Genomic DNA, 15,001 nt, shown 5'->3' with positions numbered 1-15,001 from the left:
ATCTTCCCCCAGCGGAATTGACGCACAACATGTCCGCAGTTCGACTCTGCGATACGGCAGGCGTTCGGACAGCGAAAACGCCCGAGTGAGTCCATCCAACGGTCCGACACGCGAGGACCTGCGCGGACGGGGCACGGTACGCCGAGACAGATCCGGATGATTCCCGGGCTCCTTTGGGAACGACGCACTGCTCAGTGCACCGGTGTTCGCAGCCGTCCTCGGGAGCGCGTGGTGTCGAATCACATCACGCGTCCCCGACTACCAAGGAGTTCCCACATGTCAGAGATTGCCGCCGCATCGGGACGAGACGGCGCACTGGGAGTGGCCCCGCCACGGCGAACGCTGAGCACGTGGAAGGTGATCGTGCTGATCATCGGCACGCTCACCCCGATGTCCCTGATGGCCAATACGACGCCTCTCGGGCTATTGTTCGGCGGCCCGACCGTGCCGATCTTCTTTCTGATCGCCGCCGTCGTGGTCGGTGTCTTCTGCGTCGGATACGTTCAAATGGTTCGCCGCATCTCCCGGCCGGGCGCGTACTACAGCTACATCGCCAAGGGCCTCGGTCGCCGCGTCGGTGTGGGCGCAGCCTATGTCGGCGCCGTCACCTACGCCGCAGTCGTCGTCGGTGGCTGGGCGGTCGGTGCGTACGTCACTGCCGCGATCTTGCCGACCATCGGCCTCTTCCCGACAGCCACTCCGGATCAGCTTTTTCCTTGGGTCTTCGTCGCGATGATCCTCATGGTGGGGTTCCTCGTACGGCGGGAGATCGATGTGAGCGCCGTGGTCGGCTTGATCATCGTCGCGATCGAGATACTGGTCATGGCGGCTTTCGTCGTCGCAGTCGTCGTTCAACACGGTCTCGACTTCGCGGTGTTCACCCCGACGACCTTCGAGTACGGCGACTGGCGAGTCGCGTTGATCTTTGCGGTCCTCGGCTTTCAGTCCTTCGAATCCGGCGCCATGTACGCGCCGGAAGCAACGCGACCGGAGCGCACAATCCCCCGGGCTCTCTACGGCTCGCTGGCTATTCTTGCCGCTGCTGCAATTTTCTCATCCTGGGCACTCATCAGCCATGTCGGCATCGCGAACCTTCAGACCGAAATAGGGGAGCACGGCGGCATCGGATACGTACTCGCACTGATGGCGCAGTACCTCGGCCCAGCCGGGGCAGTGGTCTTCTCGGCCGCTTTGATCTTATCAAATGTCCTAGGCACACTTGGTTTGACCAATTTTGCTGCACGCTACCTGAATGGGCTCGCCAAAGACGACTTGCTCCCTCGGTGGTTCTCCTCCACCAACTCGTACGGTGCGCCGAACACCTGTCTTTACGCCGTGATCGGATTGGCAACCCTTGCATCCGCGACCTGCCTCGTCTTCGGCGCAGCGCCCTACGTGCAGTTGACTCCGATCGGTTTCGGCCTCGCTACGATCGGCTCGACTGTCCTGCTGCTGCTCAGCAGCATGTCCGTGATCGGCTTCTTCCGCCGGCTGCCGGCTTCCGCGGGGCACTGGTGGAAGACGGGTGCGGCACCCGTGCTCGCATCCGTCCTCATCGTGGTCACGATCGGTCTGGAGTTGTGGGGCTTCGGCTACATCACGGGCAGCTCTGAGCCCTGGACGAACTACTTGCCGGTCCTGATCGCCGCAGTTCTGATCACGGGATTCTTGGTTGCGATGTGGCTGCGTCGCAACCGCCCCGAGGTCTACGCAGACCTTGGAGCCGGTGACAGCGCGGAGGAGGCACGAGAGGTTCGGGCGCGTCGGCTCCGCGCCTCCGGTGTTCTCGACACCCTCGGTGCGGTCGACGACCCCGGTGCTCGAGGTGGCGGCACTGAAGTAGTGCGTTGACCTTCACGTGAACCGCCGCGGTGTGGCAAGCACGGGCTTTGCAGCCACCGCATGCTGAAGCCTTCCCGAGTAACCGTTTATCATGGCGTGCGATGGCCTTTGATCATGTGGTTCGATAGTGTTCATGGTGGAGCAGGAACAGTGCCGGGGTACTGGCGTTATCAATTCGCCAGATGAGCCGCGGTAGCGGTGCAGGCCCTCTGAAGATGGCGATTGTGTCTGGTTGTCGAGTGTGGTTGGTGAGGTCGTCACTTTCGTGAGTACTTCAAACGCCTATACCAACTTCGGTGCGTGGCCTGTCCCATTGTCTCGGGTGTCAATGTCGCCAGGCGGGGAGTCACGAGTTCGATGGGATCCCCAACGATCGTACCAGTTGGGCGAGTTCCTCCTGGAAAAGTTTGTCCATGTTCGTCGTCCCGGCTCGTAGATGCCCATAGATCTCCAATGCCGCGATGCCATGCACGCGACCCCAGATGCGGAGAGAAAGAGCGATCGCCGCCGGCGGCAAGTCAGGGAAGTCTTGCCGTATCTCATCTCGGAAGATCGGGTCGAAATCGGACCACTGAAAGGCACTTTCCGCATGGAGATTTTCAGCGTATGGCCACGCGGCGGCTGTCAGAGTGGTTAGACTTCTGCAGAACCGTAATTCTGCTCCTGGTGCGGCTCCCCCGGCCGGCGGAACGTAGCCGGGTACGGAGTCGCCGTAAATGAGGCGGAAGCCTTCGGGATTGGCCAGAGCCCAATTTCGAAAGGCGGACGCCCATGCATGTATCCGGCCGCTGACCTCCGCAGCGGGGACGTCGTTGACAGCAACCTCGATAGCGTCGGCGAATGAGGAGTACACGTCGCTGATCAACGTGGTCACCAGATCGTCTCGGCTTGCGAAGTAGCCATAGATGGCGTTGGGTGTCATCCTCATCTCCCGGGCGATAGCACGCAACGTGATCGCCCCTGGACCACCCGACGCCATCAGCTGCATAGCCACGCTCTTGACCTCTGCTGTGGTCTCAATGCGAAGACGTTCGCGCCGTCCGACGGTTTTGCTGCCTGTCATGCGCACAGTATACAGCGCTGGTCTATATGCTGTATAGTAACTGCACAGTGTACGTAGCAAGTGCGCCTTCCGCAGTGGCAACCCATGAGGAGAATCATGGACAGAATCAATCGCTCCCCGGCCACCGTGCTGGTACTCGGTGCCAACGGCAAGACCGGCCGCCGGATCGCCGACCGTCTCAGCCGTCTCGGTTACCCGGTGCGTAAAGGCTCGCGTACAGGGGTGCCGCCGTTCATCTGGGAGAAGTCCAGTACGTGGGAGGCGGCGCTCGAGGGCGCCGAGCTGGTCTACCTCAATCACCCCGATTTCGTCGGCCCCGGAGCCGCGGAGCAAATCGAGCGCTTCGCCAGCTTGGCTGCAGCCAACGATGTAAGGCGAATCGTGATGCTCTCTTCCAGGGCTCTAAAAGCCGCTGCTGTGAGCGAGCATGGTGTCAAGAAGTCGGGCGTGGAATGGGTCATTGTTCGACCTGGCTGGTTCTATCAAAACTTCAGCGAGGACTTCTTCCTCGATGGTGTCCGAGCACGCGAGATCGCTTGGCCGGAGGGTAACTATAAGGATGCCTTTGTCGATGCGGACGACATCGCCGATGTCGTCGTCGCGGCGTTGACGAATGACCGGCATGTGGGCAAGCTCTACGAGCTGTCCGGTCCGCGGGTGCTCAGCTTCCCCGACCTGGCTGCCGACCTGTCTCAGGCCATCGGGGAGGAAGTCGCGTACATTCCGTTAACCCAGGGGCGGTTTCGCGCAAGTCTGGAATCACACGGTATGTCGGGCGAGTACACGGACGACCTGTTGGAGAGCATGGACGGAGAAAAGGCCGACCTTGCCGGCGGCGTCGAAGAGGTGCTTGGCAGGCTGCCTAAGGACTTCTCCGAGTACGCGCGTGAAACGGCGGCTACGGGCGTATGGGATGCTTGAACATTGGCCATCCGACGTAAATTTCCGAGTTCTTTCCTTCTCTGAGAGCTCAGCTAAAGGAGATCTCTGTCCTTATAGTTTGCATCGGTAACTACCCTGATCTGCTTCGTTACATTTTGGCATTCAAACTCGGATCGGTCATGGAGAATCACTGTCTTCGGCCTGCAGAAGAATAGGAGCACGTATCTGGGAGGTTTCGGCGTCGGGTTCGCGCAGGGCGAGAAGGTGAACTCGGCCACCGCGGGAGCCGTCCAGGCGCTGAGTCGATGCGCGCGTCCTCGCGCCAGGACTCAGGTGAGCATTGTGCTCCGTTCGAACATGACCCTCTCGTCGAGCACTGCCGATGCAGACGAGCTCCGGTTCGGGATCGCTTCTATTTGCCCTCGTGTTCAGTCCGACTTCGTTACGAACAGCGCTTCCGCGGTGCAAACCCGCTTGAGCCCGCTCGGAGACTTCCGGCCGGTTCCATTGCTAATCGATGACCGACTGTTGCGGGCCAATGGGTTACAGCCGGTGACTGGGCGATGAACGCTGCGGCGACTTTCGCCTGCCACGCGGTACAGAAGTGGCTCCGTCAGGGCGATCGATGGGCATGGGCGGAAATGCTCCTGGAGAGCACGTCACGATTCCGCGCTGCGCATCTCTATTTGGTGTCCCATCCGCTCGTGTTTGGTCCGCAGATACCGCACGTTATGCGGCGTTTCCACAATCGGCAGCGCGACACGGTCGACGATAGTAAGCCCGTAGCTGGCGAGGCCACCGAACTTGGCGGGGTTGTTGGTGATCAACCGCAGTCGACTGATAGCGAGATCGCGGAGGATCTGCGATCCCACGCCGTAGCTGCGTGAGTCGGCCGGCAGGCCTTGGACGACGTTAGCGTCTACTGTGTCGAGGCCTTCGTCCTGCAAAGCATAGGCTCGGATCTTGTGGGCTAGGCCAATGCCACGTCCTTCATGGCCACGCAGATAGATCAACGCTCCGCACCCCTCCTCAGCGATCGCTTGCATCGCCTGCTTGAACTGGCTTCCGCAGTCGCAACGTAGCGAGCCGAACGTGTCGCCGGTTAGACACTCGCTGTGGACCCGTACGAGTGCTCCTCGCTCCGCGCGTCCGGCTTCGCTGACATCCCCCATTACCAGGGCGAGATGTTCCCTGCTATCGATGGTGGACCTGTAGGCGACAGCTCGGAAGGTGCCGAAGGCTGTGGGCATGCTCGACGTGGCGAACTGTTCCACCGTGCGTTCCGTCGCACGTCGATGGTGGACCAGATCTGCGATGGTGAGATAGGGAAGGTCGTGCTGGCGGGCGAATGCGGCGAGGGAAGCACCGCTGGGCATTGTGCCGTCGTCCGCAGTGATCTCTGTAATGACACCCACTCCGGAAAGCCCCGCCATCATGGTCAAGTCGACGGCGGCTTCGGTGTGACCTGGTCGCACGAGTACACCGCCCTTTCGTGCTCGAAGCGGGAAGACGTGGCCTGGTCGGCGGAGCTCTCCGGGCTGTGTGCGGTGGGAAGCCAGGGAACGGGAGGTGGTTGCGCGATCTGCCGCGGAGACCCCGGTCCCGGTGCTCATGTGGTCGACGCTGACGGTGAAGGCTGTGCCGTGGGCGTCGGTGTTGTCGGTGACCATTGGTGGCAGTCGTAAGTCGTCCGCCCGTTCCGCGGGCATAGGTGTGCATACGATGCCAGTGCCATGGCGGACCAAAAAGGCCATCTGCTCGGCGGTGACGAACTCGGCTGCGACGATGAGGTCGCCTTCGTCTTCTCGATCAGCGCCGTCGGCAACCACAATCATTCGGCCCTCGGCTAATGCTGCGAGCGCATGCTGTACCGCCTCGGCGGGCGAGTGGCGGGTGCTCATCGATCCTTCTCTCCGCCGCGTAGGGCGCGACTTGACAGGTAACTGTGGATGAAGTTGGCCGTGTGGGTGGCCGCCTCTGGAGTCCACCCACACGGCCAGGGCGTCGAGCAGGGTAGGACCAGCAGGTGCCGTGCTGGTGTTCTCGCTCTGGGGTGAGCCCAGTTTCGTTGTGCCCAGGTAGTGAGCCAGTTACCGCCCAGCGAAGTACCACGAATCTGACTGATCTTGAACAAGTCAAGTTGCCTAACGGTGTCTGTCGTACGTCGACAACACTTTTGTTGTGCAGGCTTGTTCGAGGACGGGCCTGTGAGTGACTGCTCATAGCCCTTGGGCGGTGGTTGTCAGGCAACAAGACATGTTCTATCGGCTTGGTCGCTCTGTGGGCTCAACTGGCCACGGATCGACATGCGTGCAGATGCCGGTACTGGCCCCTGAAGAAGAGGAGCGGCTCACCGTCATGCCATTCGGCTGAGCTCATCTCGTTGACTCGCCCGATGACGATGTAGTGGTCCCCGGCCTCGTGCTCGGCGAATAGTTCGCAGTCGAGCCACATGAGCGTGCCGGTGATGATCGGGTTCTCGTTGCGCGAGAGGCCCCATTGCACTCCGGCCCATTTATCGGTGCCTTTCCGGGCGAACTGGTCGGAGATGTAGTCCTGAGCGTGGGAGAGGACGTTGACCGAGAACTTTCCTGTCTCACGGATCCGGGGGTATGAAGTCGAGGTCACCATGACGCTAAAGGAGACCAAAGGAGGCTCGACGGAGACGCTGTAGAACGACTGGCAGGTGAAACCGATTGGTTCGGCCTTGTCGAACCCGCCGATGATCGTTACCCCGGAGGCATAGCATCCGAGAGTGTCGCGGAATGCACGCGGCTCGATGGCCTCACCTTGCACACGGTCCTGGAACGGTTGCACAGACGTCATGACGTATCTCCTGGTTCGTAGGAAACCACGGACCTGAGATGGCACGACGGACGCAGCGACGCTGACGGGAGAGGCCGAGTCCACCGGTGTCAGCGCGCATGCACCGACACATCTCAGGAGATACCGAGATCTTATGGCCCGGCGATCGCATCACCGAGATCTTGTGGCCCGATGAGGATCTCGTGACGGTCGTCACGTGAACGTCATTCTAACACCAAATTTCCGGGAGCCAACCCCTGGGATTTGTCCTCTCGGGTGTCGCTGACGGACAGCTCGAAGGCTCTCCCGTGGCGAACCGCGGGCAGTCAGGCACATCGCTCCTGCGTCAGATGGGTCTGGCCGGCGCCTTCCCTGCTGCGGCGCCGGCCATCAGCCCTCTTCGGGAATCTGAGGCAGATGGGGGTATCTGCTTCGCAGGCCGGGGTAGAAGGCTCAGGCTGTGGAGGGGCTCTCCTGCTGCCCGATGCCGGTAGCGGCGCGCGACCTGCGCCATTGTGCGTTGGCGAGAACCAGCAGCGCGACGGAGAGTGCCCCGAGTGCGGCGACGAATACGGCGACTCCGCCGAGGCCGTGTGTCTTGAGTAGCCAACCACCCAGAAGTGGGCCCAGCGTCCACGCCCCGAACTGCGCACCAGTCGCGGCCGCGGCAACTCGCCCGGAGGGGTCGACGTTTGCGGCCACCCCGAGCTGCACTGACATGTTGAGCATCGAGACACCTCCTGCGACGACGATCGCGGTCCCGACGAGCGAAGGGGAGTGGCTCAGGGTTGCGACGAGGATCGAAATCGCCAGGAGTGCTGTGAATGCCACCGCGCCAGTAGGCAGGCCATGCGGCCTGCGCGCCATCACCATCGCGATCACGCCGCCGCCCGCTGCCGCGAAGTAGACAATAGTGAACACGAGTGCAACCGCATCGGAGTCGGAACCGAGGCTCACGAGCAACCGGTCGGCGAAGGCATAATAGGTCATCAGAAACAGGTTGGTCAGGAAGATTGCCACCAGTAGCGTGACCGCGGTCCGGTTATACGTGCTGGACATGGTCCGCGGGGTCAGGTCAGGCGGTACTTCGACGGGCGCCGGCCGTCGCCTAAGCACAAGTAGCGAGACGAGGACCAGCGGAATTAATGCCAGCGGGGGCACGAAAAGACCGGGGACACCCCACGCCTCCACAGCGTCATAAAGCCAGTTAGGCATGGCGGCAGTGACCAGGTTCGACAGGACGATTCCTGCCCCGTAGATGAGGACTGGGTACTTCTCTATGGCCGCCGATGCGTTCGCGATCGCGAACAGTGCTCCAGTCCCAATTCCTGCAACCGCCATAGCCAGCAGGACTGCGCTCGGGCCGGTGGCCAACAGTGGGATACACAAGCCGACAACCATGACTGTGGTTGCGGCAAAGCCGAGTCGTCGGAGAGAGAACTTGGCGAGGGCGAAGGTGAAGCAGATGGCGGCAACCGTCATCGTGGCCAAGTAGGTCGAGTTCACCCACCCTGCGTCGACCTCGTTCAGTCCACCCACGTCGATGAACACGCCGGTGTATATGGGCAGGAGATTCACGATCAGGAATAGGAGGGTGTAGATGACGCTGTAGGCCACAACCGGCCATATTATGGTTTTGAGAGCTCGAGGCGTCTCGGTGTCCTGCAGTCGGGCCACGATGCGTCCTTCCGTCGGATTGAAAGTTCTGGCAGTTCACCCCGAGATGTTGATCATTTGGCAGGAGATGCCACATGCTCTTGTAGGTACCCTCGGTCGGCATTGCGTCCCTAACCGCGGTCGCAACGCTTCCGGATTGCCGAGGCGTCCAACGTGAAGCTTTGCGATCGTGGTTGCGGGACCGAGAACGGCAGGGTGTCGTAATTCCACGCCGCCGTGGCAATACACGGCGACCGACGTCCTACCAATATGTGCGTTGCGAAGGAAGGTTCGGGGTTGGCGACCGCTTGGCGCAACACGCGGTCTCACGCGAACCGAGATCTTGTGGCCCGGCGCTCCCGCCATCGGGGTCTTGTGGCCCAATGGCGACCTCGTGACGATCGTCACGATGGCGTGCAGATTAACACCGGCTTTGAGCCGTGCCTAGCAGTTCTGAGGGGTGTAATTAGCCTGTAACGTCGTTGCGAGTACGGGAATGACCTGCTGGTTCCTTCAAGAGAGTCACGTCGGTGGTATACCCGCCGGTGCCCGGGCGGGTATACCGCCGTTCGTTTCCGCTGACAACAGCGGCGTCGTGTGCAACGTGCACGTTATCGTTGCCGATTGGCGATGCAACCGACCATGCGGGCAAGCACTCACCAACCAGTGGCCACCCGCGTGGCCGTAGGCGTCGTGTCGCTCTGTCATAAGGGGGTTGATCTCTTTCAAGTCCCACCGCTGGAGCCATCTTGGCTAGCATGCCCCGCAAGAGGTGCCCACCTCGAGAAGAAACTCTACGTAGCCACCGAGTCCTTGCTCGGCTAGCAGGTGTCTGGCGCGATCGGCTATCTAGGCGGAGGCGACTCGCACCCCAGAGGCGACGATATCGAAGCCCAGTTCGGTAAGCGGTGAGCGCAGCTGAGGCACGGACTTCGCTGTGCCTCAGGTATGGAGAAACGGCCAGAAGTCAGTCGTAGGCACCGTCGTCGCGACGTTCGAAAGCAAGGTTCCTTTATCGCCTTCTACGAAGCTTCCTGTACTGACTCAGACAGCTCGTAGACGGCGATGCCCCAACATGTGTGGCTACGCAGCATCCCTTGGCCTTGAGTCGATAAGCGAGCCTCTGCTCGTCGTAACCGAGGTATTCGAGCAGATCGATCAGGATGGCGACGGGGAGCACACTGCCAGCTTCGCAGCTGAAAAGTCTGTACAAGGTGACGATCAGCTGTTGATGACGAATGGCCGGAGAGGAAATGGTTGATCCCGGCACCACCTCATCCGTCGCAATGTCCGAACTCACACGGCGACCTCCAACGAGGTGGGTCCGCGGTCAGCGTCGGCATTCTCAGAACCACGTCTAGCATTGAGGCTCTACGCACGGAGGCAAAGTACGCATGGCGATCGCGTTGCCCCTTCGTCCATGCTAACTCCATCGTCCCCGATGCTGCACATGTTGAAACTGCATTTCCTCACCGCTACGACGGAACTACGATGGTAACGCAACCTCATGAACGGGCCCAGGTTTACAACGCTGCGGCGTGGGCATACGGCAGCGGAGGAACCGGGGCCAACTGACTCAAGCTGACCCCGGTTTCAGTCGTTGACGGTCACATCGTCGAAGTCATTCCACCGTCGACGACCAGGGTCGCGCCACTGATGTAGGTGTTGCGGTTCGACAGTAGGAACACGATCGCCGCCGCCACTTCAGAAGGATCCGCCGTGCGACCGATCGGCAGGCGGCCGTTGTCCACGAAGTCGGTCTTGAACCAGTCAGTTTCCGCTTCGTTGAGCCCGGTTTCCGGATCGCTGGACATCCGTGTCCGGACAAACCCGGGAGCTACAACGTTCACGAGGACGTTTTGGCGTGTCAACTCAAGGGCAATCGATCGGGTAGCAGCGTCCAATCCACCTTTTGCAGTGTTGTACGCCAAGGCGTCTGGCATCGCGGAGAATGACGCAGTGGAGCTCACGTTCACGATGCGTCCACCGTCACCTTTCGCCATCCTTAAGCCCGCTGTCCGGGCGAGGAAGACGGCACCCTCGAGGAACACGGCCAGCTGCTTACGCAACTGGTCCAGTGTCATCGTCTCGAGACTGGTAGCCACGAAGGCACCAGCCACGTTCGCCAGAGCAGAGATGGGACCGTGCTCGGCCTCGATCCGGTCGAGCACGGCGCTGTGCTGGTCGACCTGTGTGACGTCGAATTCGTAGAACGTGACGCCCTCGATGTCGCCGGGCTCCCGATCCAGGCCCACGACTGTATAGCCGTCCTGCACCAAGAGTTTCGCTGTTTCGGCACCAATGCCATTGGCTGCGCCTGTGACCACTACAACATTGCTCACGCTGTTGATTTCCAATCTTGTCGCTGTGCTGCCGCGATCAGACGATGCGCGGCCTCATGTCCTGTTTCCAGGGCGCCTTCGATCCACGAGAACCACCGCAGTGATAGGTCAGCGCCGGCGAAGTGCAATCGCCCTTCATCGGCGTTGTGTGGTCCCGGCAGACCGGTCATCTGTCCCGAACGAGGCACCATCCATGTGCCTCTAGAGAATGGGTCCATATTCCAGTCAAATCCATCCACCGCCACGACATGCGCACCTGGGATGTATGCCTCGACCGCCACCTGGACATCCCGGATGTCGAATGGGGAGAAGCCCTCCTCAGGGCTGGAGAAACCAACCAGGAGATTCCGCTCGCCGATCCAGCGGTCGGTCGAAAGCCACATGACTCCACCCTCGACGCCTCTGCCGACTGCTTGGACAGCCTCGGGGATGTTCTCGACAAGGGCGAAGAATTTGTAGCCGCGGGCTATGTGGCCTTCGCGCGCAAGCATTTGCTTGGCCTCATCGAGTGGTGGATCGAAGCTGACGTCCTTGAGAGTATTGACAGGGATTGCGATGACCGTACGGCCCGCACAGAGCTCCTCGCCGGCTTCAGTGGTGACAAGAACCCCTTCCTCGCCCTGAACGACTGAGGTCACTCGGGTTGAGAGCCTGATCTCTCCGGTACAGTCGCCCGCGATGGCCTCGATGAGCGAGCTGGTCCCGCTGGCTAGGATTAGCGAGGGGGCCAGGGCCACAGGACTTCCACCCAAAGTGGAGATGGAGTGCAGGTGGTAGAGCGCGGAGGCCTCGAGCCCATCGTCGCCGGTGTAGAGCGCTGCCCATGCCAACAAGAAGTCTCGGGTCACGGGTCCTACCGAGAGCCGGTCGACAAAATCCTGGATGGATACGTCGAGGTCCTCGATGCCCTGCTGATAATGCGGTTGATCCATTCTGATTCGAGCAGCGGCGGCACGGATCTCAGCGAGAGCGCGTTCGGCTTCGACGGCCTCCTCCCACGGCACCGGAAACCCGCCTTCCCAGCGCCGACCATCGAGGTGCCAGATGAACCGGTTCGGCTCGGGTGGCAATCGCAACTCGACCCCGTAACGCTTGGCCTCACGCTGGACGTGAGGCTGAGCGTCATCAAGGTACGTCCCGCCCAGTTCGATATTCGCGTCCGTGCCGAGCATCTCCCGGTACTCGGTCCGACCTCCGAGCCGGTCTCTCCCCTCGAGGACGAGCACAGTGAGACCGGCTTCTGACAGTTCGCGAGCTGCCATGATTCCCGCGAAGCCGCCGCCTACGACTATCGCATCCCAGTTGGTCATCGTTCCCAACCTTTCCCTGGTCGCCATTGGCCAGGTGGTGACGTCCGGCGTGTACGGACTGCCGGACTGCGGGGTCAGACGTTGCTTGGCTGGGTCAGGTCGGTGGTGACGCCGTGCTCGGCCATGAGCGGGAACATGCGCGTGGCGACGGCCTCCAAATCCTTGACGTAGTCCGGGACGATGACCATTACTCCGTCCAACTCGCCCTCCTTCACCGTGTGGGCGATACGACGGGCCAGCGTTTCATACGAGCCGCTCATGGCACCGCTCATGACCGAGCTTGCCGGTGCGTCGTCGGCGAAGAACTTCGAGTTCGTGCCAGTCTTGGCAGCGTCCTTGTTCTGTGCGTATCCGGCAGCGATATCTGCAAGGCATTCCCGGTCTACACCTGCGTCGAAGTGCTCAAGCAGAGCCTGCGCGTCGTCGTCGGTCTCCCCGGGGATCAGGGTGATCAGGCCGAAGGTCTTCAGACCGTGCTTGCCCATGTCGCGCGCGGTCTGCTTAGCCAGCTTGGCGTTGTCCAGGAACGATGGCTCGTCGCTGACGACCATGAAGGCGGTATCACAGTTCTCCGCGGCGAACCGGAACCCCCGGGGCGAGGACCCGGCATTCACCAGCTCGGGCATGCGCGAAGGCTTGGGCCCCATGTGTCCCTGCTCAGTCTGGAAGAACCTGCCCTTGTGATCGATGACCTCATCGGTCCAGAACTTCTTCACCAGTTCGATCCACTCGTCGGCCAGGTCGTAGCGGCTGTCGTGGTCGAACTCGTTATTCCACAGGCCGACATGCGAGAGGTCCAGGTAACTCGACCCTGTCACGAGGTTAAGGCCCACACGGCCCGGACCGATCTGGTCCAGTGTCGCGATCATCTTCGCCACAGTCGCCGGCGGGTAGACTGTCATGTGTACCGTGCTGAACACTTTGATCCGGTCGGTAGCCTCCAGAAGGCCTGCGGACGTTGTCAGGGATTCGAGTGCGTGCATCCAGTGCTGCGACGGTCCCTTGCGGCCGCGCCAGATCGCGGGGCTCAACACGAAATCGAACCCGAGCCTCTCCGCCCCCTGCACGACCTCCTTGACCCTCTCGTAGGTTCCGGTCTCCGCCGCCGGGGAGTTCACTGAGTGGATCCAGCCATGGTTCCCTACGGGAACGAACACGCCTACGCTGATTGCTTTCGACATTTCTCGTATCCTTCTTCGGCGTACCTTTGATATCCGTTGAACTGTCGTCCTCGAATCATTCGACGAGGATCGTCGCTTCTTATTCGATAGTTGTGCGACCTCCCCTGGTCATAGTTTGACGCCCGGCGCGTACGCGATTGCATCGACTTCGAGTAGCATTTCCGGCGTCATCAGGGCGGCCACCTGCATGCCCGTGCTGGCCGGACGGTGATCCCCGAAGAACTCGTGCCTCACTTTCCAATACTCCTTGGCTAACGCAATGTCGTCCAGGGGAGCCGCGAAGTAGTTCGTAAGCCTCACGACTGAGGTCAAGTCGCACCCCGCAAGGCCAAGCACGTGCTGCATATTGGTGAAGATCTGGCGAGCCTGGGCTGGAAGGTCGCCGCGGCCCACGATCTCCCCCCGTTCGTCGAACGCCGTCTGCCCGGACAGCCAGAGAAAGTCGCCGCATTTCACCATCTGAGTAAGTGGAATATCACTGTCCCATTCCCAGGTGGGTCGGAAAAACTCCATGTCAGGCATGTTCATCTCCTCCGTGCGGTCGCGATTGGTGGCGGCCGAAATCGGCGGCTCCAATGCTGATCTGGCTGGTCGTTTCGGGATTCGAGAACGACGCACCATGCGCTGTTCCGCTCGCAGCAATCGCGGTGTTTACCCTGGATGCAACGTTTATTTGGTTGACCATCCTCGTTGTCGGGTCATATCGATGCCAGCCACTGCTTGGCGCTCCGTGTCGCGCGAAAGAGGTCCATACTGAGCGCACCCGTCGGCCCTGCTCTTCGAGCGCTTGGCTGTCCACCCCGCGGATTATGGGGGCAGCACTCCATGCCTGGTGATCCCCTAGGAGGAACGGCAGTTCGATGCAATGCGGCGAGCCCCACCCCGATGTGGGAATAACACAGTCGAACTCATACAGCCAGGCCGGTTGGTCATGGGAAACTGCGTCGTCTAGAAGTTCGAATGTGCCCTCGCTGATCTCGTTGTGGTTTCGGAGTGCAACTTCCTTGGCGAATTTGTCGAAATGCTCAGGTTGTGGTTCGAATATGTTGTTGTCCATCAAGATATACGGCAGGGTGTCGTGACGAGTCCAGCCGGCGAGCAACGGCAACTGAATGGGTTTCTCCGATGGCGGCCTGATGGGCCCCCAGACCTCGACAGTGCCTGCTTGCCTCGCGAACTCTGCCTGCGCGGACAGTAGTTCGTCTACCGATGACGAGCGAGGGTCCTTGCCGAGAAGCGTCACGAAGTCGGCTGCCTGGTGGGCCATACTAGCTTGATCATGAGTGAGGCTCGGTTGCTTGATGAATCCGCTCTGGATTATCGCTCCACGCACATGGGGTCCCAATCCCCATCGCAACATCACTTCGACCGAGAAACCGCCTGCGGATTGTCCGAACAAGGTGATGTTGTGAGGATCGCCGCCGAAAAGCTCGATGTTGCGGCGTACCCATTCGATGGCGACCATCTGGTCAGTCATCGCCGGACTCGGTTGCTCGCCGGTCGCTGAGCCGTCGGGGACGAGGTATCCGAGAACTCCCAGTCGGGCAGTCACTGAGACAACTACCACGTCATGTTCAGCGGAAAAATGGGTCCCGTCGTACCACGGGAGCTCGCCACCGCCGGTGATGAACGCGCCTCCGTGGAACCAAATCATTACTGGACGACGGCCCGCCTGTTCCGGGGTAAAGACAGATAGAACCTGACAGTCCTCACTTTGTTCAAGTGGGGCTGGAGGGCCGAGTAGCACGTCGAATCGTGAAGGGTTCTGAGGCGGGACGGGGCCACGCGGTCTCTCGGGTTCAGCGCCTTGGAACGCAAGCAACTTCGCCGAACCGAAACGCTCTGCGTATGCGTAGCGGATGCCGCGGAAAGCGAGGCTAGCTCCCATTCTCGTCACCTCCTCTGTTTCGGGCGTCTAGC

At 61.0% G+C, this 15,001-nt stretch carries 11 protein-coding genes; 2 read left to right on the top strand and 9 right to left on the bottom strand.

Going from position 1 to position 15,001, the window contains the following annotated elements; translation table 11 throughout:
• Nucleotides 1-276 precede the first annotated feature (276 nt).
• Nucleotides 277-1,851: an APC family permease gene (locus ACXIZN_RS25060; protein ID WP_457957186.1), complete on the top strand. Its 1,575-nt coding sequence runs from the start codon at nt 277-279 to the stop codon at nt 1,849-1,851.
• Between the two features lie 337 nt (nt 1,852-2,188).
• On the opposite strand, the gene ACXIZN_RS25055 is transcribed toward ACXIZN_RS25060, so the two are convergent.
• Nucleotides 2,189-2,905 (bottom strand): TetR/AcrR family transcriptional regulator, encoded by a 717-nt coding sequence (locus ACXIZN_RS25055; RefSeq protein WP_457957185.1) that lies wholly within the window; start codon nt 2,903-2,905, stop codon nt 2,189-2,191.
• A 96-nt stretch (nt 2,906-3,001) separates the two neighbouring features.
• Between ACXIZN_RS25055 and ACXIZN_RS25050 the strand changes: the two genes are divergently transcribed.
• Complete coding sequence (locus tag ACXIZN_RS25050; RefSeq protein WP_457957184.1) at nt 3,002-3,826, top strand: NAD(P)H-binding protein; 825 nt, start codon at nt 3,002-3,004, stop codon at nt 3,824-3,826.
• 620 nt (nt 3,827-4,446) lie between these two features.
• On the opposite strand, the gene ACXIZN_RS25045 is transcribed toward ACXIZN_RS25050, so the two are convergent.
• The 8 genes from ACXIZN_RS25045 to ACXIZN_RS25010 form a co-directional block, all read right to left on the bottom strand.
• Nucleotides 4,447-5,688 carry a bifunctional 3,4-dihydroxy-2-butanone-4-phosphate synthase/GTP cyclohydrolase II gene (locus tag ACXIZN_RS25045; protein ID WP_457957183.1) on the bottom strand — a complete coding sequence of 414 codons (1,242 nt, stop codon included), beginning with the start codon at nt 5,686-5,688 and terminating at the stop codon, nt 4,447-4,449.
• Nucleotides 5,689-6,073: 385 nt separating this feature from the next.
• Complete coding sequence (locus ACXIZN_RS25040) at nt 6,074-6,613, bottom strand: flavin reductase family protein (RefSeq protein WP_457957182.1); 540 nt, start codon at nt 6,611-6,613, stop codon at nt 6,074-6,076.
• 432 nt (nt 6,614-7,045) lie between these two features.
• Entirely contained in the window at nt 7,046-8,269 is a 1,224-nt protein-coding gene (locus ACXIZN_RS25035; protein ID WP_457957181.1) for an MFS transporter, read from the bottom strand.
• A gap of 1,586 nt (nt 8,270-9,855) precedes the next feature.
• Nucleotides 9,856-10,605, bottom strand: coding sequence for an SDR family NAD(P)-dependent oxidoreductase (locus ACXIZN_RS25030; protein WP_457957180.1), 750 nt, complete (start codon nt 10,603-10,605; stop codon nt 9,856-9,858).
• Complete coding sequence (locus tag ACXIZN_RS25025) at nt 10,587-11,900, bottom strand: flavin monoamine oxidase family protein (protein ID WP_457957179.1); 1,314 nt, start codon at nt 11,898-11,900, stop codon at nt 10,587-10,589. The genes ACXIZN_RS25030 and ACXIZN_RS25025 overlap by 19 nt, the downstream gene beginning before the upstream one ends.
• A 74-nt stretch (nt 11,901-11,974) precedes the next feature.
• Complete coding sequence (locus ACXIZN_RS25020) at nt 11,975-13,081, bottom strand: LLM class flavin-dependent oxidoreductase (RefSeq protein ID WP_457957178.1); 1,107 nt, start codon at nt 13,079-13,081, stop codon at nt 11,975-11,977.
• A gap of 108 nt (nt 13,082-13,189) precedes the next feature.
• Nucleotides 13,190-13,603 carry a RidA family protein gene (locus ACXIZN_RS25015; protein WP_457957177.1) on the bottom strand — a complete coding sequence of 138 codons (414 nt, stop codon included), beginning with the start codon at nt 13,601-13,603 and terminating at the stop codon, nt 13,190-13,192.
• On the bottom strand, nt 13,596-14,969 hold the full coding sequence (locus tag ACXIZN_RS25010) for a carboxylesterase family protein (protein WP_457957176.1): 1,374 nt from the start codon (nt 14,967-14,969) through the stop codon (nt 13,596-13,598). Before ACXIZN_RS25010 ends, ACXIZN_RS25015 begins: the two co-directional genes overlap by 8 nt.
• Between the last annotated feature and the right edge of the window lie 32 nt (nt 14,970-15,001).

Source organism: Amycolatopsis sp. TRM77291, from assembly GCF_054166285.1.
Note: the sequence above shows the minus strand (reverse complement) of the source record. Positions and strands in the feature narration are given on the sequence as shown.

Bases quoted from the DNA above. Each gene is read 5' to 3' on its own strand.
- ACXIZN_RS25060 (WP_457957186.1), top strand. From the start codon at position 277: ATGTCAGAGATTGCCGCCGCATCGGGACGAGACGGCGCACTGGGAGTG.
- ACXIZN_RS25055 (WP_457957185.1), bottom strand. From the start codon at position 2,905: ATGACAGGCAGCAAAACCGTCGGACGGCGCGAACGTCTTCGCATTGAG.
- ACXIZN_RS25050 (WP_457957184.1), top strand. From the start codon at position 3,002: ATGGACAGAATCAATCGCTCCCCGGCCACCGTGCTGGTACTCGGTGCC.
- ACXIZN_RS25045 (WP_457957183.1), bottom strand. From the start codon at position 5,688: ATGAGCACCCGCCACTCGCCCGCCGAGGCGGTACAGCATGCGCTCGCA.
- ACXIZN_RS25040 (WP_457957182.1), bottom strand. From the start codon at position 6,613: ATGACGTCTGTGCAACCGTTCCAGGACCGTGTGCAAGGTGAGGCCATC.
- ACXIZN_RS25025 (WP_457957179.1), bottom strand. From the start codon at position 11,900: ATGACCAACTGGGATGCGATAGTCGTAGGCGGCGGCTTCGCGGGAATC.
- ACXIZN_RS25020 (WP_457957178.1), bottom strand. From the start codon at position 13,081: ATGTCGAAAGCAATCAGCGTAGGCGTGTTCGTTCCCGTAGGGAACCAT.
- ACXIZN_RS25015 (WP_457957177.1), bottom strand. From the start codon at position 13,603: ATGCCTGACATGGAGTTTTTCCGACCCACCTGGGAATGGGACAGTGAT.
- ACXIZN_RS25010 (WP_457957176.1), bottom strand. From the start codon at position 14,969: ATGGGAGCTAGCCTCGCTTTCCGCGGCATCCGCTACGCATACGCAGAG.